Source organism: Paenibacillus sp. FSL E2-0177 (genome assembly GCF_037992975.1).
In the GTDB taxonomy this organism is placed as follows: domain Bacteria; phylum Bacillota; class Bacilli; order Paenibacillales; family Paenibacillaceae; genus Paenibacillus_AQ; species Paenibacillus_AQ odorifer.
In genome coordinates, this window is record NZ_CP150307.1 from 915,440 (window position 1) to 939,848 (window position 24,409).

Annotated in this window: 23 protein-coding genes; 15 read left to right on the plus strand and 8 right to left on the minus strand. The window is 43.2% G+C overall.

All coding sequences use genetic code 11. The features are described from left to right. Positions 1–132: 132 nt before the first annotated feature. The 3 genes from MHI25_RS04115 (at position 133) to MHI25_RS04125 (ending at position 4,233) form a co-directional block, all read left to right on the plus strand. Positions 133–834, plus strand: a complete 702-nt coding sequence (locus tag MHI25_RS04115; RefSeq protein WP_036684849.1) for an ABC transporter ATP-binding protein — start codon at positions 133–135, stop codon at positions 832–834. A 13-nt stretch (positions 835–847) separates the two neighbouring features. After that, a complete protein-coding gene (locus tag MHI25_RS04120; RefSeq protein ID WP_340395021.1) occupies positions 848–3,493 on the plus strand; it encodes an FtsX-like permease family protein in 2,646 nt (881 codons plus the stop codon). Positions 3,494–3,909: 416 nt separating this feature from the next. Further along, positions 3,910–4,233: a hypothetical protein gene (locus tag MHI25_RS04125; protein ID WP_340395022.1), complete on the plus strand. Its 324-nt coding sequence runs from the start codon at positions 3,910–3,912 to the stop codon at positions 4,231–4,233. Between the two features lie 163 nt (positions 4,234–4,396). On the opposite strand, the gene MHI25_RS04130 is transcribed toward MHI25_RS04125, so the two are convergent. Together MHI25_RS04130 and MHI25_RS04135 are read right to left on the minus strand one after the other, a co-directional pair. Next, on the minus strand, positions 4,397–4,843 hold the full coding sequence (locus MHI25_RS04130; protein ID WP_340395023.1) for a GNAT family N-acetyltransferase: 447 nt from the start codon (positions 4,841–4,843) through the stop codon (positions 4,397–4,399). Between the two features lie 25 nt (positions 4,844–4,868). Next, positions 4,869–5,858 carry a DUF4003 family protein gene (locus MHI25_RS04135; RefSeq protein ID WP_076308492.1) on the minus strand — a complete coding sequence of 330 codons (990 nt, stop codon included), beginning with the start codon at positions 5,856–5,858 and terminating at the stop codon, positions 4,869–4,871. A gap of 223 nt (positions 5,859–6,081) precedes the next feature. Between MHI25_RS04135 and MHI25_RS04140 the strand changes: the two genes are divergently transcribed. Continuing rightward, on the plus strand, positions 6,082–6,924 hold the full coding sequence (locus tag MHI25_RS04140) for an aldo/keto reductase (protein WP_076308493.1): 843 nt from the start codon (positions 6,082–6,084) through the stop codon (positions 6,922–6,924). A gap of 44 nt (positions 6,925–6,968) precedes the next feature. On the opposite strand, the gene MHI25_RS04145 is transcribed toward MHI25_RS04140, so the two are convergent. Beyond that, complete coding sequence (locus tag MHI25_RS04145) at positions 6,969–7,535, minus strand: TetR/AcrR family transcriptional regulator (RefSeq protein WP_340395024.1); 567 nt, start codon at positions 7,533–7,535, stop codon at positions 6,969–6,971. A gap of 193 nt (positions 7,536–7,728) precedes the next feature. Between MHI25_RS04145 and lpdA the strand changes: the two genes are divergently transcribed. Genes lpdA through MHI25_RS04160 form a run of 3 tightly spaced genes read left to right on the plus strand, consistent with a single transcriptional unit; the run spans position 7,729 to position 10,884 of the window. After that, complete coding sequence (gene lpdA, locus MHI25_RS04150) at positions 7,729–9,123, plus strand: dihydrolipoyl dehydrogenase (protein WP_340395025.1); 1,395 nt, start codon at positions 7,729–7,731, stop codon at positions 9,121–9,123. Then, positions 9,120–9,749 carry an HlyD family efflux transporter periplasmic adaptor subunit gene (locus tag MHI25_RS04155; RefSeq protein ID WP_076128586.1) on the plus strand — a complete coding sequence of 210 codons (630 nt, stop codon included), beginning with the start codon at positions 9,120–9,122 and terminating at the stop codon, positions 9,747–9,749. The genes lpdA and MHI25_RS04155 overlap by 4 nt, the downstream gene beginning before the upstream one ends. Further along, positions 9,733–10,884, plus strand: a complete 1,152-nt coding sequence (locus MHI25_RS04160; protein ID WP_339189579.1) for an ABC transporter permease — start codon at positions 9,733–9,735, stop codon at positions 10,882–10,884. The genes MHI25_RS04155 and MHI25_RS04160 overlap by 17 nt, the downstream gene beginning before the upstream one ends. Positions 10,885–10,904: 20 nt before the next feature. On the opposite strand, the gene MHI25_RS04165 is transcribed toward MHI25_RS04160, so the two are convergent. After that, complete coding sequence (locus MHI25_RS04165) at positions 10,905–11,528, minus strand: NAD(P)H-dependent oxidoreductase (protein ID WP_340395026.1); 624 nt, start codon at positions 11,526–11,528, stop codon at positions 10,905–10,907. A 168-nt stretch (positions 11,529–11,696) separates the two neighbouring features. Here MHI25_RS04165 and MHI25_RS04170 point away from each other — a divergent pair, with 168 nt between their 5' ends. Continuing rightward, positions 11,697–12,371 carry a winged helix DNA-binding protein gene (locus tag MHI25_RS04170; protein ID WP_340395027.1) on the plus strand — a complete coding sequence of 225 codons (675 nt, stop codon included), beginning with the start codon at positions 11,697–11,699 and terminating at the stop codon, positions 12,369–12,371. Between the two features lie 2 nt (positions 12,372–12,373). Here the strand turns inward: MHI25_RS04170 and MHI25_RS04175 are convergent, their stop codons facing one another. The 3 genes from MHI25_RS04175 to MHI25_RS04185 all read right to left on the minus strand — a co-directional run bounded on the left by MHI25_RS04175 (position 12,374) and on the right by MHI25_RS04185 (position 14,855). Next, a complete protein-coding gene (locus MHI25_RS04175) occupies positions 12,374–13,687 on the minus strand; it encodes a purine/pyrimidine permease (protein ID WP_076302908.1) in 1,314 nt (437 codons plus the stop codon). Positions 13,688–13,787: 100 nt separating this feature from the next. Continuing rightward, entirely contained in the window at positions 13,788–14,231 is a 444-nt protein-coding gene (gene cynS, locus MHI25_RS04180; RefSeq protein ID WP_076302909.1) for a cyanase, read from the minus strand. A 39-nt stretch (positions 14,232–14,270) separates the two neighbouring features. Continuing rightward, positions 14,271–14,855 (minus strand): carbonic anhydrase, encoded by a 585-nt coding sequence (locus MHI25_RS04185; protein WP_076185111.1) that lies wholly within the window; start codon positions 14,853–14,855, stop codon positions 14,271–14,273. A 138-nt stretch (positions 14,856–14,993) separates the two neighbouring features. Between MHI25_RS04185 and MHI25_RS04190 the strand changes: the two genes are divergently transcribed. Next, on the plus strand, positions 14,994–15,431 hold the full coding sequence (locus MHI25_RS04190) for an Lrp/AsnC family transcriptional regulator (protein ID WP_076185110.1): 438 nt from the start codon (positions 14,994–14,996) through the stop codon (positions 15,429–15,431). A gap of 44 nt (positions 15,432–15,475) precedes the next feature. Here MHI25_RS04190 and MHI25_RS04195 read toward each other — a convergent pair whose 3' ends face one another. Beyond that, positions 15,476–16,414: a YafY family protein gene (locus tag MHI25_RS04195; RefSeq protein WP_340395028.1), complete on the minus strand. Its 939-nt coding sequence runs from the start codon at positions 16,412–16,414 to the stop codon at positions 15,476–15,478. A gap of 100 nt (positions 16,415–16,514) precedes the next feature. Here MHI25_RS04195 and MHI25_RS04200 point away from each other — a divergent pair, with 100 nt between their 5' ends. The 6 genes from MHI25_RS04200 (at position 16,515) to MHI25_RS04225 (ending at position 24,262) form a co-directional block, all read left to right on the plus strand. After that, complete coding sequence (locus tag MHI25_RS04200; protein ID WP_076185108.1) at positions 16,515–16,964, plus strand: VOC family protein; 450 nt, start codon at positions 16,515–16,517, stop codon at positions 16,962–16,964. Positions 16,965–17,204: 240 nt separating this feature from the next. After that, positions 17,205–18,902, plus strand: coding sequence for a hypothetical protein (locus MHI25_RS04205; protein WP_340395029.1), 1,698 nt, complete (start codon positions 17,205–17,207; stop codon positions 18,900–18,902). A 113-nt stretch (positions 18,903–19,015) separates the two neighbouring features. Then, entirely contained in the window at positions 19,016–20,896 is a 1,881-nt protein-coding gene (locus tag MHI25_RS04210; protein WP_076276980.1) for a PAS domain S-box protein, read from the plus strand. Positions 20,897–21,129: 233 nt separating this feature from the next. Beyond that, entirely contained in the window at positions 21,130–21,474 is a 345-nt protein-coding gene (locus MHI25_RS04215; protein ID WP_076128602.1) for a YojF family protein, read from the plus strand. A gap of 23 nt (positions 21,475–21,497) precedes the next feature. After that, the gene (bshB2, locus tag MHI25_RS04220) at positions 21,498–22,151 is read left to right on the plus strand and encodes a bacillithiol biosynthesis deacetylase BshB2 (RefSeq protein ID WP_038574105.1); all 654 of its coding nucleotides are present in this window, start codon (positions 21,498–21,500) and stop codon (positions 22,149–22,151) included. Positions 22,152–22,354: 203 nt separating this feature from the next. Further along, positions 22,355–24,262 (plus strand): flagellin, encoded by a 1,908-nt coding sequence (locus MHI25_RS04225; protein WP_340011932.1) that lies wholly within the window; start codon positions 22,355–22,357, stop codon positions 24,260–24,262. Positions 24,263–24,409 lie beyond the last annotated feature (147 nt).

A 24,409-nucleotide genomic window follows, 5' to 3' on the forward strand; every position in this document is an offset into this window, starting at 1 on the left:
AACTTATTAATGATGTGAATTTCACCTTGTGTAATGAGGGTTTGCCATTCGGGCTTGGGCGTTCTAATTATGATAAACTGAGACAATGTAGAGTAATTAGACTTAGTTCGGATAGGGACAGGAGGAAGAGGAATGAGTTTTGTTGCTGTAAAAGGGGAGTACAAGCGTTACAAGATGGGCGAGAATGTAATTGTCGCGAATGACGGGATTGATTTTGAGATAAAAAAAGGTGAATTTGCCGTGATCGTCGGCCCAAGTGGTGCGGGTAAATCTACGGTGCTTAATATTCTGGGTGGAATGGATTCCGCCGATGAAGGTCAGGTCATTGTGGATGGCATTGATATCGCCAAGTTTAGTGCCAAGGAGCTGACAGGCTACCGCCGAAATGACGTAGGTTTTGTATTTCAGTTCTATAATCTAGTACCTAATCTGACCACACTGGAAAATGTTGAGCTTGCTTCGCAGATTTCCCCGCGTGCACTAGATGCACGTAAGGTGCTGGAGGATGTGGGTCTGGGCGCGCGGTTAGATAATTTCCCGGCTCAGTTGTCCGGTGGTGAGCAACAACGTGTCGCTATCGCCAGAGCGTTGGCTAAACAGCCGAAGCTGCTGCTCTGCGACGAGCCGACAGGGGCGCTTGATTATAACACCGGCAAGCAGGTGCTGAAGCTGCTGCAGGATACTTGTCGTAACACCGGGACAACGGTCATCGTAATTACACATAATCTGGCGATCGCTCCGATGGCTGACAGGGTTATAGAGATTAACAACGCTAAGGTACGGAAGATGGTGATCAATCCTTCGCCGGTATCCGTTGACGATATTGAATGGTAAGGAGAAGGCATCTATGAAAAAGCGAGCATTGTGGAAGGATATTTTTCGTGAAATTGGGCATACCAAAGCCCGGTTTATTTCGATTTTTGCAATTATTATGTTAGGCGTCAGCTTTTTTGCCGGAATCAAGGCCACTGGGCCAGATATGCTGAATACAGCTGGAACCTTTTACAAAGAGCAGCGCTTGATGGATCTGAAGGTGCAGACTAACTACGGCCTGACCGAAGACAACATCGGGTTACTCAGAAATGTACAGGGGATCGATGAGATTCAGCCGAGCTATAGTGCAGATGTATTCATAGGTGATAATGCCTTAATACTTAAAGTCAATTCTTACAACACGGATAAACCACTTAATCAATACCGTATAATTGAAGGCCATCTACCGGAGCATTCCGGTGAAATCGTGCTGGACGATAAGCTAGCGGAAGAATATGCGTTGGGTGACAAGGTATCTTTCAGTGGAAACGGTACGGATGCGGAGCTGTCGAACAACTTCGAGACACTGGAGTATACCGTAGTTGGCTTTGTTAGAAGTCCACAGTTTATTGAGCAAAGTACCCGGGGCACCAGTGGGATCGGCAAAGGTACGGCGGATGCGTTCGCCGCGATCCCGGAGTCAGATTTCAAGCTTCCGGTGTATACGGAAGCCTATCTGTCCTTTAAGGATACAGCCGGGGTGAAGGCTTATTCGCCGGAGTATGAAGATCTGATCGAACAGCATACCCATGCTGTAGAGCAGGCGATGTCCGGCGTGCCGGAAGCACGGCTTGCTGAACTGCGTGCGGAAGGCGAGAAAGAGCTTTCTGGTGGCCGCGCAAAGGTGGCCGCCGCCGAGCAGCAGCTTGCGGATTTGCAGCGCCAGCCGGAGGAAGTGCAGCAGGAACAGGCTGCAAGTATAAAGGCAATTGCTGCCGGACTTGCTTCTGCCAAAGAGGAATTGGCGGCAGGGGAGCAAAAGCTTGCAGAGCTGGAGCAGCTTAAGGTCTACGTTACTGACCGAAGCGCTAATCCGGGATATGCCGAATATAAAGATAACGCTGATCGGTTGTCGGCGATTGCCAGTGCGTTTCCTGTGTTCTTTTTCCTGATTGCTGCGCTGGTCAGCTTGACGACCATGACACGGATGGTTGAGGAGCATCGCCTGCAGATTGGGACACTGAAAGCACTCGGTTATGGCAATCGCGACATTATGGCGAAATTCCTGGTCTATGGTACACTTGCCAGTCTGGCGGCTTCAATTGCGGGTCTTGCGGTTGGTTTTACCCTGTTTCCGGGTATTATCTACGATGCGTATAGTGCAATCTATAATTTACCGGATATCACGAAGAACTTCTATCTTTCCTATTCGATCATATCCGTTATCGTAGCGTTAATATGTACTACGTTGACGGCGTGGATTGCCTCACGGGTAGAACTACGCAGCAATGCTTCCGTATTGATGCGTCCGAAGGCCCCAAAGAGTGGCCAGCGTATTTTACTGGAGCGGATCACTTTTATATGGAAGCGATTGAGCTTTGTCCAAAAGGTTACCGCACGGAATCTATTCCGCTATAAGCAGCGGATGTTCATGACTGTATTCGGCGTGGCTGGCTGTACAGCGCTGATCCTGACGGGATTTGGTCTCAAGGATTCAATTGGCAGCATCGCCGGGTCGCAATTCGGCACGATTATGAAATATGATGCACTTGTGGCACTGCATGAAGGTGTGTCTGCCGATGTGCTAAAAGCCTACGACCAACTAATCACTGGTGAATCTGCAGTAACTGGGACGCTGAGTGTGGCGCAAGAACGGATGACCGCACATGCTAGTGGAGTAAATGACCAAGAGGTTCATCTGTTCGTTCCTACTTCCGTTGATTCTCTATCCGATTTCGTGGAGTTGCGGGATCGAAAGAGTGGAGAAGGACGGATGCTTACGGATGATGGGGCTATTATCTCAGAGAAGCTGGCTAAGCTGTATGGGCTGGAGTCTGGTGATAAATTGACCGTGGTGGACAAAGATAATGAGACGTTCGAGATTGAGGTCGCGGCGATTACAGAGAATTATGTAATGCACTATGTTTATATGACACCGGCGTATTATGCTTCTGTGTTCGGAGAAAAACCGCTATTCAACACAGAACTGCTGAACTACACCGCACATGATAAAACATGGGAAGACAAATTTGGTGAGAAGCTGACGGATAATGAGGGCGTCGCTGCCATCAGCTTTTCCAGCAGTGTAGGTTCCGCCTTCGATGAGACTATGAAGAGTATGGACGTTGTAACCTTGGTGCTCATTGTTTCAGCGGCGGCATTGGCTTTTGTCGTCCTCTACAATTTGACCAATATCAATGTGTCCGAGCGGATCCGGGAGCTGTCAACCATTAAGGTACTGGGCTTCTACGACAAGGAAGTAACCATGTATATTTACCGCGAAAATATGCTGCTTAGCCTACTCGGTATTGTGGCTGGATCGGGTCTCGGCATAGTGCTGCATAGCTTCGTCCTGAAGACGGCCGAGCTGGATGCGACGATGTTCGCTCCGATCATCAAGTGGCCAAGTTATATTTATGCGGCGCTCCTAACCCTCTTGTTCTCCGGTATTGTTATGGCGTTCATGCATATTAAGCTCAAACGAATCCATATGATAGAGGCTTTGAAGTCGGTGGAATAGCATCTAAAAATGACAGAGCTGCGGCTCTTTCTATGGAATAGCTTCACTGGAGTCCGAAACTATGCCTCAAAGGCGATAAATGAGCAAATAGTGTCATCTGGGTCCGGAAGCAACAGGGGATGGTTAGGAACCGACGCTATCGATGCCATCCGATGATTTCTGACGATATTGTTTGCTATCTGAATCTATGCCTGACGCTATCGGACGCTATCGGACCCAGATGACCTTAAACGCCGGATTATCCGCCATTTGGGATGTTATCGGACTCCACAGCAGCTATTGGCATAAAAAATGCCAGATGTGAGGCTCTTTCTATGGAATAGCGCCACTGGAGTCCGAAACTATGCTCTAAGGCGATAAATGAGCAAATAGTGTCATCTGAGTCCGCAAGCAATAGGGAGCTATGATTCGGCGATGTGCATGAGGGTTTATGCGTAGATTTAGAAGTAGTTGCAGAAGCAGAAGTAGAAGTAGAAGTAGAAGTAGAAGCAGAAGCAGAAGCAGAAGCAGAAGCAGAAGCAGAAGCAGAAGCAGAAGCAGAAGCAGAAGCAGAAGCAGCAGTAGCAGCAGTATCAGTAGCAGCAGCAGAAGCAGTAGAAGCAGTAGAAGTAGAAGTAGAAGTAGAAGTAGAAGTAGAAGTAGAAGTAGAAGTAGAAGCAGAAGCAGAAGTAGAAGTAGGGGTAGAGCTAGAATTAGATGAAGATACAGCTGAACCGAATACTCGGAGCCGTTTCGCCTAGCTCCTCCTATCTACGCCTAGCTTCTCCTATCCGCTCCTAGCTTCGCCAACCTAAACTGCAGACAACTAAACAACAGAGCAGCGTTCTCAAACGAGAGAATCGCTGCTCTGTTGTCTTTTTACAATATTAAAATGCATTGAACTGTCTCCTGCATAGGAAAAAGCTACTTCAGCGACATGTGCAGGATAGGAAAAGGATTACCTTGTTCGTCGAGTGCTGAACGCTCAAAAACCTGAAATCCCATATGCTCATAGAAACCTAAAGCTTGGGGATTTTGCTCATTCACATCCACGAGGTGTACGGCGAGTTTCTGCATGACATAAGCTACTAGCGCTTTTCCAACCCCTTTTCCCATTGCAGCAGGTTCTACGAACAGCATTTCAATCTTATTATTCTGAACCCCTATGAAGCCAAGCAACTGTTCCTCATCATCTGTAAAAGCAAACAAATCGCTTATGCCCTCAAGCGCCTGCGTGACCAGCGGCCGCAAAGCATCAATCTCCTGCTCGGATAGAAAAAGATGAGTATGCCGCACGGATGATTCCCAAATGTTCAGTAGACGGTTTAACAATTCTTCATTTCTAGTTGTGAAGATTTTTATTGAGTCCATATCTTTCCCTCACGATTCAATCTATCTAATTCGAAGAAGAAGCTGCAGCCGCAGCTGATGCAGCCGCTGCCCCGGCAAGAGCAGCCTGTTGCGCAATTACAATATTGGTAATGTTGGTAGAAAGCATCGTAGTTAATACGCCGTTTTGCACATCCTCCACAGATCTGAAGGCTACCAGTGCAGAAGACAAGAGCAGTAATTCCTGCTTGCCAATAGACCAGTTCCCGAAGCCCTTTTTTGTACGCAAAAATTCGTAAGTCTCCGAGACATCAGTAACGATGTCCTCCTTGTTGCAAGGGAGCAGGGATAACACGCCCAGTGAGGAGAGGGTATATTCCTTGTCTAGCCGGATACCCTGTGCACGAAATGCATCTCTTAATGCCAATACACGGTCCGCTGCTTGAGGGGCTTCTTCCCCAAGAACCAATACCTGGGTCAGGGCTTGCACACTGTTGCCTGACATAAACTCGGGCTTAAGTGTTACATAGAGCTGCTCCATGCGGTCCACGCCACTCTCAACATCGATATCGGAAAGACCAAGCATCGCGGAGAAGATATAATCGTCCTGTCCGGTAAGGAAACGATGTTTTGCCTTCATACTATCGTAAAATAGCTTTGCCCGTTCTACCGTACGCTGATATTGATCCGATGTTTCATTAGCAGCGATTTGATAGGCAGCAACGACGAGATAATCAGAGGCTCTGAATTTGGCTTCCTTCATTAAATCATACACGGCAAGTGTGTTTGCAAGCAGAGTTTCCTTCTCGTCAGAAAGAGAGAGCAGGGCAGCAATGCTGATCACCGAAGTCCCTCTAAATTGAGAGAAAATCCCGGTACTCTCCTTAATTAGCTCATAGCTGGCACGGATGGCTTCGTCATCTGCAACTTTGTCTTCTACAGCATACAATAGTGCCGCTAACCGATTAACCATTGCATTTTGCCATGGGAAAGCTTTTTTGATCCTCTGAGCGTTGTCTGCGAACAATTCAAGCCTAGCAGGATATTGCTCCTTCATTGGATACACCTCTTATCTCTACTTTTAATTCATAACATTACGAAAATCCTGTGTTGTAGATTCATTTTACTATAAAAAATAAATCGGATGCCCACGAAAGCGGCTTACTAATAGGCTAGAGGTTGTTCAGGTGACCCGATGATTGAGTTTACTATGAGGATGTTATAATAATTATAAGATGGATCGACTGGGGTTTAAATGACAACAAAGGAGAAGAGCGACGATGACTGAGAGAATACCTGAAATCGTATTGAACGATGGAGTGAAGGTGCCTGCGATTGGTTTTGGTACCTACGCGTTAAACGGAACTGAGGGAGCACAAAACATCACTAAGGCGATTGATGTTGGCTATCGTCTGATCGACACTGCGTTTAATTATGAGAACGAGGGTGCTGTAGGCCAGGCTGTTCGGCAAAGTTCTGTGCCTAGGGAAGAGCTACTCATTACCTCCAAACTGCCAGGACGCCATCACTCTTATAAAGAAGCGTTGTCTACTATACAGGAGTCTTTATTCAGAGCCGGATTGGATTACTATGATTTCTATCTCATCCACTGGCCTAACCCTAGAGTGAATTTATATGTTGAGGCCTGGCAGGCGATGATCGAGGCACGTAAGCAAGGTTTGATTCGCTCCATCGGTGTATGTAACTTTTTGCCGGAGCATATTGAACGTTTGATACAAGAAACTGGTGTAGCGCCGAGTATGAATCAGATTGAGCTGCATCCTCATTTTAATCAGGAAGAGCAACGTGCATGGAACAAAGAGCATGGGGTAGTGATTGAATCGTGGAGTCCATTGGGACGGGCTAGCAGTGTACTGGAAAATGAGGAAATAGCGGAAATAGGCAAGGTTCATAATAAATCGATATCTCAGGTTATCTTACGTTGGCATATACAGCTTGGGGCTATTCCCATTCCAAAGGCTTCTTCTCTAGAGCATCAGCGTGATAATCTGAATATTTTTGATTTTGAATTATCGGAAGCGGAGATGACCGTTATTTCCGCATTAACCTCGCCAACAGGTCGCATAGCTGATCAAGATCCCGCATCGTATGAAGAATTTTAATAAATTTAACTACAACACGCCATTTATTGGCGTGTTTTTTTATATTAGGCTCTTACTATCGCTTTGGCATACTGTTTGCCAGACGAGAGTAGGTTGTCGCTCAGTTCAGGATCTTTAACCGTACGTGCAAGAACAAGGGAGCCAACCATAGTACTGAACAGTGCACTACCTTTGGACGCGTCAATTCCCGCCAGATTAGAGATAAAAGCAATCATCCGCTCCAGTTCCTGCGTGAATACCTGCCGAACTTCTTCTGAGGAACGGGATATTTCGCTAGAAAGGGCAGGAATAATGCAGCCCATCTCCATTTTGTCGCGGTGATACGGACTTAAATAATAATCAATGACAGCATTGATTTTGGGGTTCTGCTCTTCCTGGTCAGCGACCTTCTGCAGAAGTGCGATGGTATCGCTGATGGCATACCGGCAGGCTTCCGCGACAAGCTGTTCTTTGTTGTCAAAATGGGAATAAAACCCCCCATGAGTTAATCCGGCCCCCTTCATAATGAACGGAACGCTTACATCGTGAATACCTTTGGTGCGAAAAGCCTGAGCAGCACTTTCAACGATTTTATTTCGCACTTTTATTTTATGACCTTTGGGGTACGGCATTGTAATCACTCCACAGCTTCATAGTTCTACTTTTAAAATATTATAGGCGTCATAATAAAGCCTGTCAATTTAGCGATTCTGAGAAAGTTAGCTCGTGAAAGGCGAGGTAAGGTTATTGACTGTTTTAAAATATGATGGTAATAATATATTACGATCATCATATTTTAAAAAGTTCAACAGGAGGTATCAGGAGATGAGTAAGCTTGAAGCCGTAGAAACATTGGTCATTGGATCAGGTCCGGGAGGTTATGTGGCGGCGCTGCGATCTGCACAGCTTGGGTTGAAAACAGCGATTGTTGAACGCAACCAGCTTGGCGGAGTCTGCACACATGTTGGATGTATCCCATCCAAAGCATTAATTGCTGAATCACATCGCTATAATTTGCTCAGACCGTTCAATTTTGCAGATGCGTCAGCATCTTTTAAAAATGCTCAGGATTTTAAACAAGGAGTTGTGAATAAGCAGGCAGGTGGAGTCAGTTATTTATTAAAGACTGCTGGGGTGAGCATTTTCGAAGGAGAGGCTAGCTTGGTGGATGAACATACAGCTATCATCAGTCAGTCTGGACAGGAGCAAACCTTATCCTTTAAAAACGCTATCCTGGCTACAGGATCTCGTCCGATTGAGCTGCCAGCCTTTCCTGTTGGCGGACGTATTTTGTCTTCCACAGAAGCGCTGTCGCTCCCTGAGATTCCAACTAGCCTAGTAGTTATAGGTGGGGGCTATATTGGTGTCGAGCTGGGGCAGATGTATGCCAAATTCGGAACAAAGGTAACGATTCTGGAAGGGGGAGAACAAGTGCTGCCTGGATTTGAGGCGGAGCTTGTGAGCCCTGTTGGAAAGCAGCTGAAAGCCGATGGCATGAAGATTATTACCGGAGCGACAGCTGTGAACGTAGTAGAGAGTGCAGATACCATTACACTGCATTATTTAAAAAATCAGGAACAGCAGCATGTTACAGCGGAATATGTGTTAGTTACTGTGGGCAGAAAACCAAATACAGACGGCAATTTAGGACTAGATCGCATAGGCTTGCCAGTGACGAGTAGGGGATTGATTGCGACGGACGAACAGTGCAGAACAGCTATCCCGCATATTTTTGCAATTGGAGATATTACGGCAGGCCCGACTCTCGCTCATAAGGCATCGTACGAAGCAAAGATTGCGGCAGAGGCCATTGCAGGTCTCTCCTCCGAAGTTGATTATCGAGCCATCCCGCTCGTTGTTTTTTCGCACCCAGAGCTGGCCAGTGTCGGCTTAAGTGAAACAGAAGCAAAGGCAAGAGGCATTTCGCTGGTTATTGGCAAATCCTCCTTTGGGATTAACGGAAGAGCCTTGGCCTTGAGGGAGACGGAAGGTTTCGTCAAGCTTGTAGCGGACCTAAATTCAGGAGTCGTAGTGGGTGCGCAAATCGTTGGAGTAGAGGCATCCACACTCGTGTCGGAGCTTGCTCTTGCTATTGAGATGGGAGCCACTGTGGAGGACTTGGGGATGACCATTCACCCTCATCCCACATTGGGAGAAGTAATTATGGAGGCTGCTGAAAATGCAGTTAAAAAAATGGTGATGAAAGAGAGTGGAAAATGAAGATAAAAGCAGGGCTATATATAGGAATTGCGATTGTGCTGATTGTTGGAGGGGCGCTTCTTGCTGTAAAAGGAAAGGATGCAGTCAGTCAGGCTGAGAGCAGGAAACAAGGGATTCTGGATGCGGAGCAGAAGACAATATTTTATCAGAATAGTCCAGGGTCAATTGTCGAGGTCGGTGTGGCTGCAGGTGATTCTATAAAACAGGGAGAGGTGCTGTTTAAGGTTAAATCTGCTGAAGGAGAAACGGATGTAGTTGCGCCGGAGGACGGATCAGTCAACAAGATTATTGTAAAGCCGGGGGATCTAGTCCAGCTAGGAATGCCAATGGCGGTTTTGCAAAAAAACAGCTTTTATACAGATCTCTACATACAAGAAAGTGAAATCCAAAAGCTAGAGGTGAATCAAAGTATTGGCGTTCATTTTCCATATTTGGAGCACCCAACGGAGGTGACAGGTGTAATTACATCTATCGCAGCTGCGCCTCAATTTGCGAGCTTACGTATGTCACGTGAAAAAGGGCAAGCCGATTTAAGCATGTTTCTTGTCCGTGTAACTATGGATGGGAATGCTGATTTGCTTCCGGGGATGACAGCGGAGGTGAAGCTCGATGAAGTCACTGATTGACGAATGGAAGTACGTGGCGGGCAGTAAGTATTTACGCCTGATTTTTATAGGTCCGCTTATTGCGGCCCTATTTTTTGGCTTAATGTTCTCGAAGAACCAAATCAGCGAATCGCATGTTGTTGTCATTGATGAGGATCACAGTTCGTATTCACGACAGCTGATCTCAAAGATAAATGCCTCTCCATATATGAACGTAACAAATGTGTACTCCAGCCGCCTGAACCCAGAGACGTTACTAGCAAATGAGCAGGCTGTAGCGGTCATCATGCTTCCCAAAGAGTTGGGGCAACATCAGCAGCAGGGGATATCAACGAATATTGGCATCTTAATGGATAATACAATGCCATCAGGGTTAACCAGCATCCGGACTGCGATTCAGGAAGTCATCCAGACGGAAAATGTGACTCTTTCTATGACCCGGTTCCTCCAAAAGGGGATGGATGCCGAAACCTCTAAAGGGCTTGCTTCTCCGTTATCTCTCCAGCAGCGGATGTTGTTTAACCCGACCACAAGTTATGTGGGTTTTATGGTCATTGGATTTGTGAATATTGTGGTGCTGATGATTACAACAAGCGCAGCGGGTTCAATTGTCCCTCGGTTGCGGCAGGAGGGGAAACTCTTTGCAAACGGGAAGTCTCCTTGGCAGATTTGGGTTCGCAGTGTACCTTACGCTGTTTTGACCACTATTTCGCTGCTCCTATGTTATGGCTTATTAAAGCAGGTGGGGGGAATGCGCTTTGAAGCAGCGCCTTATCTGTTTATTATTCCACTGTTTGTATATGCCTTTGCCTTGTCGCTTATGGGTCTGTTGATTGGTTATACTGCCAAAGATGTATCCAAAGTTAATTTACGAACCAATTTCGTGTTGTATCCGTCGTTTCTTGCTACTGGAATCCAGCTGAGTCCACTTGCCTTTCCAGAGTTTTTTCAAATTTCCGCATGGGTATTACCTATGAACTGGCTTAATCGCCTCATACGTGGAATGGCTTTTCGGGATGGGGCGCTAACAGCCTACAGTCAGGAGCTGGGGGCGCTGCTGATGATTATCGGCGTTGTATCCTTATTCATTGGATTGCTGGTGCTTAGGGAGATGAAGAAACCAGAGATTCAGTTCTCAGAATCAGTCAGCGCTTGAGTAATTTGATCTAGTCTAGTTTAGTCCAGTCGTGCAAACCGTTGTTCTGTTTTATCAAGATGCTTCACCCGCTCTTCTAAGCTGCGATCTGACATCCCGGCATAATTATACCAACGGAGGTTCTTCCGTATTCCCATTTTGCGGAAGGTGCCTCTAAATAGAATTTTGGTGATGGGGTTGCCAAAAATCCAACGATAAAAGAAGTCGGGCGTGTTCATTACGGTCAGCAGGGACACTCCTTTAATATTCGGGAGTAAGCATTTGAAGGGCCGCCCAGGTTTAGTTTCTTCGTAGACAATGCCTTTTGCGAATACCTTATCAAGGAAACCTTTGGTAAGAGCGGGCATGGCTTCCCACCATATAGGGAAAATGAAGACAATATGATCCGCTGCTATAAGACGCTGCTGATAATTGGCGACTAGCGGGTCGGGGGTTCTCTTTTGCCGCCAAGCAGTGAGTTCTTCGTGCGACATGACGGGATCAAATCCATCGGCATGCAGATCGATAAGATCAATCGTATGGCCTTTGATGGTGAGACCTCGCATTACGGAGGCTAATAAGGCTGCGGAATAGCTTCGCTGATGGGGGACATTCTCGGACGCTGTTGCTCCGTATGGATGATCAAAAATAAGTAAGACATTCATATAAATACCTTCTTTTCGTATTATTGTTTCCTTGAAATAAAATATTAACCATGGAAACAATAATACGTTTTAAGTTTCCTTGTTGTCAATATTATTTCTAGGAAACTTTATTTATGATCTGTGTCTTGTTAAAATGTGCATAAGATGAATTTACGAGGAGACTTAACAGTGACGCATTCTTTCGAGAACTTACCTAATAAGGATATTTTGATAAAAAAAATGATAGAGATGATTCCCCAACTACAAAAGCGATTTCAATCGGAGGATGATGAAGAGAAGGAATGGTTGATTCAGAACTGCAGTAACCCCCTTATCATTGATTTCCTCCAAGACTCCACAGTCATGATGCTGCATGTAATAGATGCGATTGGACAGCTTGAGCCGGTGAATGGCACTACCATTTCGAAGCAATTCGGAATTCCGAAAGGCAGCGTGTCCAAAATCACTAGAAAATTAGTGCAACAAGAAATTATTCGCACGGAGTTTCTCCCCGATAATAAAAAAGAAGTGCTGTTTCTTACAACACCTCTAGGTAAAGAAATATTCGATTTGCATTTAGCCCTACATAAGCAGATGAATAAAGGGATAAACCGGTTTCTACAGAGATATAACACAGATGAATTGTTATTTATAATCCAAGCCTTCGAGGATACTTTGGAAGCGTCATGGGTTCATTCGGAATCGGTTGCTGAAGAAGAACTATTAAACACTGGAGAATCTCTTGAGGCAATGAAAAACGATGAAATGAGTCAAATCGTAGACATGCTTAACCAACTGGATACGCGTAACCTCAAAAAGGCTAAGGCAGTTCTCCAAGCTATGTTTTTCACCCCTTTTGATTAGCTTTATATTTTTTGATAATGGCTTATTTTCTTTTCACCCTTCCACAATTGCTCTAAAAGCATGGCCAGTATAGTGCCGACAAGCAGACCATTACTGCAAATATATCGAAGTGTGGAAGGAAGACTCTGAAATACCGCTGGAGGCAAAAACATAAGTCCGATGCTCACCAACAACGTTATTCCTAGTATCGTTAATCGGCGATGATCAAGCTGTTCCCGCAACAAGGATTGGAATGCAATCCCTACGATTTGTACAAAAGTAGCTAGAAGTGCTGCACTGGCTACTGGCGCTGGAAGTAACGCTAGCACATTGACAACGGACGGCATAAGCGCGATAACGGTTAGTAACAGACAGGCCATAAGAAATGGCCGAATTCGCTTTTGCCCCGTTAATTTCATAAAGCCCGCCGAGGCTGGCAATGGAACAACGCCTATCGTTGAGAATAGGGCGGCTAGTATATGAGAGATCCCTCCCGTCCAAATCCCTCGACTTAATGCTGTTTTTTCATCTTTCGGTACAACCAGAACTACTTGTTTTACAGCGGAAATAGAAGAAATTGTATTGGATACTAACAAAAACGTAAACAACAGTGAGGTAATCACGATCCCTAGATCGAATTGAGGTACTCCCCAAGCAAAAATTTGAGGGAACTTCAAGACGGGAGTTGAAGCTGTAAATGTTAGCCTCACTTTCCCCAATGCTGCAAATAGTCCCGAACCCAAGCCGATTCCAATCAGTACGGCGTAACTACTAATCCATCCTCTTCCTTTAATAGAGAGAAAAATAACAAGTCCAAAAATAAAAAAGGATATGAGTGCTGCCATAACATCTGGTTCGGCGCTTGTTCCCTGTAATCCAAGCATGCCCTTGACTAATACACCGCTTAATTGCAAGGAGAGAATGAACAAAAATGAACCTGAAACTAAGGGTGTAAATAAAAATTGAAGCCTATAAACTAGCCCTGTAGTTCCTAATACGAAGAGAAGAAGACCGGCTACGATTAATCCTCCTTCTAGAATTTGTAATGTATGCATCTGATCTTGCCCTTGAATGAAGGCTAAGTTGCCTAATATGACAAAGATACTTACCCATGATCCCGCAGGTCCATCTGCAATAGGGTATTTATGTCCGAAGCACCCCTGAATAAACGAACTGATTCCTACAACGAAAAACGTCCGCTGCATTAAGGTTGAAATTTGTTCAAACGACAATTGAAAAATACCTCCAATGACAATGGGCAGAGCCACTGCATTGGCTAGCAAAAAAATAAACCATTGTACAGTACTGAGACTATTAGTAACGCGTTTATTCTCCATATCAACTCACCTTTACTATTGTTAACTTTACAATCTATACGGAAAATGAAAGCCACCTTTCGATTTGAAATCGTTAAAAGGTGGCTTGCTTATTAATCTATTACCATTTGCGATATGGCAAAAACTTTCCGTTCATCGTCAGAATGATGCGGTCACCGTTCGGATCTTCTTGCTTTTGTACGTCGAATTGGAAATCGATTGCGCTCATGATACCTTCGCCAAGCTTCTCTAAAACAAGTTCTCTAATCGTTGGACCGTATACAAGCAGCATTTCGTATAGGCGATACAATCCTGGATCTGTAGGCGGCATATCGATGACATCACCACGGTGTGGGATTTGTGCGAGCGCTTGAACCACTTGTTCGTCGAGTTCAAGCAATTCCCCCATTTTATCTGCTTCATTACGTGTCATTGTTGCTTGACCCAACAGTGCAGTTACAACCCAGCTCTCTGAATGCTCGCTTACCTTTGCGATTTCGCCCCAAGTTAATCCTTTTGCAAATTTAGCGTCCAATATCTGTTGTGTCGCTTCTTTTCTATTCATATTTCATTGCTCCCTTTAGTTTAGTATAATGAGTATCGCTTAGTGCTTGTCGTGGCCTGTTACTTGTTCATATCCATTTACAATCAGATCGAGTTTACCAGTGTCTGGTGCAATCACCAGACCATGAACAGCTACCTCTTTCGGAATGAGCGGATGATTACGCACCAGATCTATGTTTCCTCTAATCGAATCTACGACATTCGTAAAGCCGAACAACCATTTATGAAGATCGATACCTGCATATTCAAGTGAAGAAAGAATTTCTGGTGTCGCGACTCCGCGATCCATTATTTTTTGAAGTGTTCCTTCAGGGTTGCTTTGACTCATGCCACAATTGTGGTGACCGATGATATAAATTTCTTCCGCATTCAGTTCGTAGACAGCCGTTACGATACTGCGCATGATGCTTCCAAATGCATGGGTAATCGTTCCACCTGCTGTTTTGATGACTTTGGCATCCCCATTGTGTATGTTTAGGGCTTTAGGCAGCAGCTCAATCAGTCGAGCATCCATGCATGTTACGACAATCATGCGTTTTTTAGGGAATTTCGTTCCCTCATAAGGTAGATACTCCTTGTCTTCTACGAACTGATCGTTATACTCCAAAATTTCTTGTAATAGCATTCTTGGGCCTCCTTTGAAGTGTTTTAGTTATCACTGTTTCAATGGCTACTAACTAGTGAATCAGGATATAACTAAGTATAGATATTCATGCTTAAATGCTGAATAAGTTGGCGAAACGCTATATGTCCATTTGCTTTCATGACGAAAGGATTGATTTTTATTTTTGATCATATCGATTTTGCGATACTAGCATTACTAAGAGAAAACTCCAGAATTCAGTGGAAGGACATTGGCCAAAAGATACATATGACCGGCCAAGCGGTCGGAAATCGCATTAGGCGTTTAGAAGATTTGGGGGTTATCGAGCAATATACGATCGTTACTAATAAAGCAAAGCTAGGTCTGTCTATCACAGCCTTTATTACATTTTTTGTGGAATCAGCCAATCATCCTTTATTTCAGAAGTTCGTGATGGCAGAGGATGCTATTACCGAAGTGCATCGAATTAGCGGAGAAGGATGTTATGTATTAACCGGACATTTTGCTTCTAATGAGGAGCTTGAGGCATTTCTGGCTCAACTTTTGAATCATGGGAATTATCGAGTGAGTCTATCCATCGGAAAAATAAAATCTTAATCCATACAAAAAAGAGGGGCGTAGACCCCTCTTTTTTTTCCAATTTATAATTTTTGATAATGATGTAAGAGATTCTCTATTCTATTCTGAATCATTTGTTTTAAGGCTTCAGGTTTCACGGATGTAACAGCATGACCATATCGCATAAAATAATTAGCCAAGAAATCCTCTTCACCTGGATTATAGAATCCCTTAATGACTGTTTTCGGACCCACCTCTATTTCCATAGAAGGATAATGTTCTTTATAAAAAATATCCTTTGCTTGTTCCGCAATCCCAACTTCAAAGTCAATACTTTTCGCAGACTGATAGATTTCTAATGAACGACTAAGAAGTTCTTCTATAGAATAACGAGTTTTGTTTTCCTTTTCTTCAATGAAGGTTATTCGATCACATCTAAAAACTCTATATGTATTCGTCGTAAGCTCTATTCCAGTGGCATACCATTGACCAAACTTAGCGGAAATCCTAAAGAATTGAACAGGGTAGCTTTTTGTTTGGTTTTCTTTTGTATATTCAATGTTACAGGCACTCTCATTTAGAATACTTGCTAGGATTTTATCTAAAAAACGGCTGACATGCTTATGCTGATACATTTCGAATTGCAGGACCTTTTTCATTTTGTGAATCTGGTTGATTTGTGTACTCGATAGACAGTGCTCAAACTTTTCGTTTAGCTTGTTAACACTTAAATGAAAGGGTGTAGATTGATAAGATTCTAATGTCAGCATGGCAAAATACAGCGCATAGACTTCATCTATCGTGAAAATAATAGGGGATAACAATCTGTTTTTTAAAAGTCCATAACGTCCGTGTCTTCCATGTTCCGCGAAAATAGGCATACCTAATTGTTCTAATGAACTAATATCGCGTAGAGCTGTACTTTTTGAAATAGCGTATTTATCCATGAGATCACTTAAATTAAAGAATTCTCGATTGTTTAAGTACCTCATCATGTCATTTAACCGTTCTGATTTTTTCATATATAAAACTCCTTATAAAGGTGTCATGTTTTGATGCCTTTATATAGGATAATAAGTTTAAGGCCAGATATCAAATATATAAAAAGGAGAGATTTATACTATGAGTACAACCCTAGAAGTAGCTATTTTTTTATCGATGAATGGAAGAGCTAAGGAAGCTATAGAATTTTACAAGAAGCATTTTGATGCAGATGAATTGTTACGTGTTACCTATCAACAACTAGCAGAGCGTGACAGCTCCATACAGCTTACGGATGAAAATAAGGATTATATTACTCACTCTGTCCTGTTAATCGGAAAAACAAAAATAATGATAGCAGAAGATACAATGAATACGAATGAGAAATATACAGTGGGCAATAACACTTCATTATGTATTCAAAGTGCTGACTTAGAGGGGATTGAAGGTTTTTATAAAAGCTTAATCACAGACGAGCGCGTGAAAATTATTGCTCCTTTATCCAGCAATGTGTTTAGCAAAGCCTACGGTATCATTGAAGATCCCTTTGGTATTCAAATCCAACTCATGTTTGATGAAAGATTACATTAAAAAAGCTTCCTGCTTCTAAAACAAACTAAGTTTAATATTCAGCCGACTAAATTTCAGGTGTATTGTCCTGAGTTTGGCCGGCTTTTTTCTTGAGAAACGGGTTGTCCCAACCAAACGATAGAACGCAGATCGCGAGACTATGCAGATTGTGCTTTTTACGTTCATTTCAAAATTAAGGCGGCACAGCAAATTACCGATAAATATAATAGCTAATGATTATATCTAATGGAGGAAAGACGGATGAAGAGGATTTTTAGTGTTTTGCTAATTGTATTACTGGTTATACCAGCGCTCGGCACTACAACCTTTGCGAGCAGTACGGTGAAGGCTAAGGTAACCGAGAGCAGTACATATTTTGATGGAGAACAGCGGAACCTGAATGGGTTCAACATATCGAATAACAATTATTTCAGACTACGCGATTTGGCAGAGTATTTCTCGGGAACGAGCAGCCAGTTTGATATCACTTGGAATAAAGCGAACAATGCGATTGAGATCATAACTGGACAAGCTTATACGCCCGAAAAGAAAACAACAAGTAACTATTATAGCCGCAATAGAAATTATGCAGCTACGCTTTCAAATTCTAAGGTGTTGGTCAATGGACAGTTGCAGTCTATTACGGCGTACAATATTGATGATAACAATTATTTTCAGTTGAGAGATTTGGCGGGTAAAATTCCGTTCGATATTGAATTTGACGTTCAGTCTGATCGCATATCGTTATTCTCCACAATCCCAGATCATGCTTACCGGGTAAAGACGGCGGCTGTAGCTGAGAGTAATGCGGAATCTTCTTATTTTCCTAGATGGAAAAGTACGGCCTCTTCTTATCTTGTGAATAATAAGGATGGGACTGTAAGTGTTATTGAGGCGAACAAAGAGTTTACGATTGAAACGTACAATGAGAAGTACGAACTAACAGGCAATAAGAGCATTCCTTTTGAGCTTCCGGTGTTTGGTGGCTTCTTTAGTGGGGAGAAGTATAACTATATTGCTTTTGGCCAAGAGAACCGCGAAGAGAATGATAGCAAGGAAGTCATTCGTATTGTCCGTTATGATAAAAGTTTCAATAGAGTAGACAGTGTCTCCATAAAGGGTGGGGAGAGCTATACCGTTAGCCCGTTTGATTCAGGCTCCGGTAGTATGGCTGAGGCTGGAGATACGCTTGTATTTCACACCTCACGTACAAGATACACGACAGAAGATAAATTAAATCATCAATCCCAGCTTACCATTATTGTAAATACTAAAACCATGACCGTGACCAATGATCTGGGAAGATTCCAGAAGAATCATGTCAGTCACTCTTTTGACCAATATGTATTGTTTGATGGTACTGCGCATGTTCTAGTCGATCATGGCGACGCTTATCCCCGTTCGATTGTTCTGAATAAAGGAGACGGAGCCAGTTATAACGAAGTGGATTTATTTAATATTCCCGGCAAAATCGGAGCGAACGCGACGGGTGTTTCTATAGGCGGATTTGAGATGTCCCCGGCGAACTATATAGTCGCTATGAATTCGGTAGATCATTCCCTAGTCAAAGAGTATACATCTTTTGAGATGGTGGGTTTAGAAACGGACCAAAGGGATGTCATGCTTAGTGTGTTGCCCAAGTCCAACCTGAGCAGTAATTCGGTGAATCACATTACCTTGGCTAAATATGTAGGCACGAACCTGATCGCGTCCATCCCTAAGCTAGTAAAAATCACAGACGACAAAATGATGGTGCTGTGGCAGGAGTTTGATAAAGAGAATCATCCGGGTGATCTGAAATATGTTCTTATAGATGGAGCGGGAAAAGCTACTAGCGACATCCAAACGATCAAGCATTTTGCCTTATCAGAGTGCAGTCCTATTATTAGTGGAGACAAAATCATTTGGTATACGAACAATAAAGGATCCAGAGTGTTCTATTCGATCCCGTTAAATTAACGGATTCAATTAACAACAAAGTGGGTAAATTAGACTATAAGCTATAAATAGGACCTTCTAAATAGAAGGTCTATTTTTTCACGCAAAAATTACATCATCCCATGGAGGTCGCTATGCATCGCGTAAATCTAAACCAGGAACAATTCAACCAACAGGTGATTAATCACGCCTCCTTTGGGATCGCCCTTTTATCGCCAAATGGTTTGATTCTGACCGTAAACCCGGCCTTTGAGCAGACTTTTGGTTATTCCACTGAAGAGTTTGAGGGTATGCGGTTAGAAGACCTTTCTCACCCCGAGGATTTCGGCAACCTTCATGATTTAAAAGCAGTTTTGGGTGAGGAAACAGAAGTGCAGATGGAAAAGCAGTTTATCACAAAAAATGGAGATTATATTTGGGGACAGCTCACGCTCCACCTATTCAGCGACGAGTCGAACCAGCCAGCATACTTCATTTGCCAAATCGTTAACATTACAAAGCAAAAGGAATCCGAGCAACGCCTTCAGGAGTCTGTTGAACGGTATACGTCGCTTAAAAAATATAACCATGACGCCGTCATTTCTTTTGACCTTGATGGTCGAATCATTAATACCAATAGTATGGCGGAAAAGATAACGGGCTATGCCATCGAGTCCGAGTTGATCGGGATGAAGCTTGCGAGTCTGATTGGAGAAGAGAATGTCCAGCGCATTCTGGAAAGAGCCCTTTACGATAATACAGTTGAGCAGTATATCAATAAGCTTGTCACTAAGGACAGCGAAGTCGTTGAAGTGCTCACCAGTATTGCACCTATTTATGTGAACAATCATAATATCGGATTTTATCTTATATGCAAGGACATTTCCGAGCAAAGGCAATTGTCGCTAGCTAAGGAAGCCGCAGAGTCCACGAATAGAGCTAAAAGTGAGTTCCTGGCTATGATGAGTCATGAAATTCGCACTCCCATGAACGGGGTGATAGGCATGACTGATATTCTGCTTGAAACAGAGCTTAATGAAGAACAACGTGAATATGTAGAAATCATTCGCAAAAGCGGAGGAATCCTGCTCAATATAATCAATGATATTCTTGATCTTTCAAAAATTGAGGCAGGCCGCAGCGAGCTACAAGAGGATACATTCGATCTGCGAACTTGCCTCAAGGACAGCTTTTCTGTTATTGCAATAAAAGCTGAACAAAAACATCTGGAGCTCACCAGCATCATAAATCATGATGTTCCTGACTTTATTTACGGTGACGAGGAACGCTTGAAGCAGGTGTTCTTGAACCTGCTAGGGAATGCTGTGAAATTCACACCCGCGGGCAGCATATCGGTAAAAGTGAGGCTTGTAAAGGATGATCCCTTCCTGCTGGCCTTTACGGTAACCGATACTGGCATTGGAATTGATCCTGATCGGCTTACTGATATTTTTGAACCGTTTGAGCAGGTGGATAGCTTTATGATGCGGAGACATGAAGGCACGGGTCTTGGCCTTGCCATCAGCCGCAGAATTGTCGAAATGATGGGTGGTGAGATCTATGCGGAGAGTGACGGCAAGAGCGGTACGTCGGTTACCTTCACAATCAGGCCCAAGAAATCAGTGGTAATTCCTAGCCAAGAGGCTAACATTAACAAGCTTCATACCGCACGTGAGGCAAGAATTTTACTTGCTGAAGACAACTCTATCAATGCGCTAGTGCTGACCAAAATACTCGAAAAAATGGGTCACAGTGTTATCGCCGTCACAAACGGCATAGATGCGGTTGAAGCAGCACGGAAAGAACCCTTTGATCTTATTTTATTGGATCTTCACATGCCCATTATGAACGGTATAGAGGCTATGAAGATGTTAAGAGATGAGCATCAAGAGAAATGTCCGCCCATCATCGCGGTCACGGCTAATGCTTTGAAGGGTGACCGTGAAAATTGTCTAGCTGCCGGAATGGACGAGTATATCAGCAAGCCTGTAAAGCGTGAAGTCATCATAAAGATGTTAGATCAGTTTGTGATCTAATATAAACAGCATAACCTCTCAGTGATATTATCCCCTTCAGGTGAACAGTAAAAAGCCAGTCCATTACTGTTACACTTGGAGGGGATCGCTCTATCCATTGAATTACATAGCATTGCACGTTATACTTTGAAAAGAAATACGGACCCGCTTATCATATAACAGATCCGTCCTTCTATAAGGTATGGATCTTATTTTTTGTATGTATATATTCAGTCAGAGACGGAGGCGCAACATTGCAGCTAATCAATCAATCAGAAGTACAAGATAGGATCGACCTGCTTAAAGATCAGGATCTGTATATCCATCTTGAGATGACAACGGGAGCCTACGCTGCCCATTTAGATAGTTCGAAGCATCCAGCCGCTACTTTTATTACCAATGCTGTTATTCGATATTCCCATGGTTCGATTTCCGGCAACGGTCCTTATCGGGTCGGCTTAAAAATGTCGCAGGGCTGGGTTTACTCGGAAGGGCTAACTCACTATGAAGAGAGTGAGACAGGCAGATTGATTATGGCTGGACATGATGCTCAAGGCAAACTGATCGTATCGTTACAATTAAGCCGAGAGCCGTTCTAATGGAAGAGGAGATGAAGAGTTCTGTGGAAAAACATATTCTTGTTATTTTGCCACATCCGGATGATGAGGCCTTCGGTATATCAGGTACCCTTGCCAAACATATACAAAATGGGACCCAAGTTACCTACGCATGCCTAACGCTTGGAGAAATGGGCCGAAATATGGGCATCCCGCCCTTTGCGAATCGGGTAACCCTCCCGGAAATACGTAAGAAGGAGCTGGAGGAATCCTGCGAGGCTATTGGCATACAGGATTTAAGAATGCTTGGTTTTCACGACAAGACGATAGAATTCGAAGATCAAGTCTTGCTCGATGGGCAGATTGATGCGCTCTTGAAAGAGCTTAAACCTTCGCTGATCATCACTTTCTATCCTGGGTACAGCGTTCATCCTGATCACGATGCTACTGGAGCCGCAGTGATCCGAACCGTTGCAAGACTTCCGAAGGAAGAAAGACCTCCTGTTCACTGTATAGCTTTTGCTAATAATATTGTAGAGATTGGGGAGCCAAAGGTTATCAATGATGTGAGAGATTTCCTCAAGCACAAGATGGCGTCCATTCAGGCGCATCGTTCCCAATTCCAAGCTGCTGAGCTGTTGGGCAGCAAACCTTTAAATGATAAAGAGATCCAAGCTCGTTTTGGAACAGAACATTTCTGGATTTATCCGTTTGAATGATAATGATCTAGTCAGAATTTTAGCGGTGATCTGTTGTCGGTGCTTAACCGGTGATAGATCGCCGTTTTTGTATGTGAATATTCAACTTTTCAGCGGGGGACGGTGGGAATTTAAGGCGAGGCCTTAAGACACGGGTAATTTGACCTAAAAAATTACTAAGGACTATCCGATATAGAAGATACTAACAATTGAAAGGTGATTAAATGCGAATCGGTCACAACATCACGTCTTTAAATAGTTTGAACAGATTAAATAAAAATAATAAATCTATTACAAGTTCACTAGAGAGGTTATCTTCTGGACTTCGGATAAATATAGCGGCAGATGATGCTGCAGGATTAGCAATTTCTGAGAAAATGAGAGCACAGATTCGTGGATTGTCTCAGGCAGCAAGGAATACACAGGATGGTATTTCACTAATTCAGACTGCTGAGAGTGGACTTGGAACTATACAAGATCCTAATCTGCTAAGATTACGGGAGCTTGCAATACAGGCTTCAAATGATACCTTAACAAATTTTGATCGAACATTGATTCAAAAAGAAGTTGAGCAGATAAAGCTTGGGATAAATGATATTGCTAATAACACTCAATTTAATGGAATTCATTTATTGAATAATGACCTCGAAGTAAACACGAATATTACCCCAGTACAGGGCAATATAAGTACGAACTGGACCGCTAACATACCTGCCAGAGATTTATCTAAGACTTCAGATGGAGGTTACGTCGGAATAAGAATTCCCGGTAATAATCCCTTCAAATTAGATAGTATGGGTAATCTGGTTTGGTCACAAGCAATTCCTAATATGGATGTGTATAGTATTAAGGAATCTAGTGATGGTGGTTATATTTTATTAGGAAATGATTTCTCAGCAGGGGCAATTTCCGATCAAAGGATAAATATAATTAAATGGGATGCGAATTTGAATGAGCAGTGGAGTACAGGGGTATCTGGTGTCTACTCCATTATGGGGAATGAAGTAATTGAGACTAGTGACGGTTCCTTTATTGTGGCAGGGACGGGTTCCGGTATTCAAAATTGGGATGGCCTTATGGCTAAATTTAATAGTAGTGGTGTGCAACAATCCACCTCGATAGTGGGTTCTTCACAATCCAATCCTGTTGGCTATGGAAGCGAAGAATTTAATTCTATTATTGAAACTGCTGACGGCGGTTATTTGGCTATTGGTTCATCAAGTCTCCAACTAAACGGTTCTTATACCGATAAGTCAAGCTGGGTTGTGAAATATGATAGTAACTTAAATCCGTTATGGGACACACGAGTCGGTGCTGCTGGGGATGATGAAGGTTACCGGGCCATCGCAACCAGTGATGGAGGGGCCATAATTGTTGGTTCTTATAACGACTCTACTAAAACTAGTGGATTAATCTATAAACTAGACAGTAGTGGAAACGTATTGTGGGAGAAGAATATCTCAAATGAAACTTCCAACTCCAGTCAACTTACAAGCATTACAGAAATGAAAGATGGGAATTACATCGTTGGAGGAATAGTAGATAATAATTATCGTCTTTCCATCTTTGATCCACAGGGTAATGAATTGGCTAATGTTAATCTAAATGGTGGGGGCTCTACGGATAGACTAAATAACATTATTAGTAATGATGACGGAAGTTACACTTTTTCAACTACAACTGGGATAACCAATTTCAATGTATCTTACGGATCAAACCCTGGTACCACATATGATTACAAAACAGTAAATCTTCAGGTGGGAGCAAACTCTGGGAATAACTTCGCTGTTAAATTAACAGATGCTAGAACTACTGCTCTGGGAATTGCGGATATAGATCTTTCAACTAGACAAGGTGCCGAATTAGCGATTTCGAAAATAGACAAAGCTATAAATACCGTTTCATCCAGGCGTTCAATGTACGGCGCGTATCAAAATGCATTAGAACATATCCATAATAACCTAACCAATTACGAAGTAAACTTAACAGCAGCTGAATCACGAATAAGAGATGCGGATATGGCAAAGGAAATGATGAAGCTTACCAAATACAATGTCTTATCTCAAGCATCGCAAGCGATGTTGGCTCAAGCTAATCAACAGCCTCAAGGCGTGTTAGAGTTGTTAAAATAGGGCTATACATACAGTCTATGCATTTCAGTGCATAGGCTTTTTTTAGAATCTATGATGATCTAAGAAATGATTTACAAAAAAATTTCCAGAGACTATTATATTTCTATGCGTAATATTTTCCTTTTTTAACTAGATTATTGTAAGAAT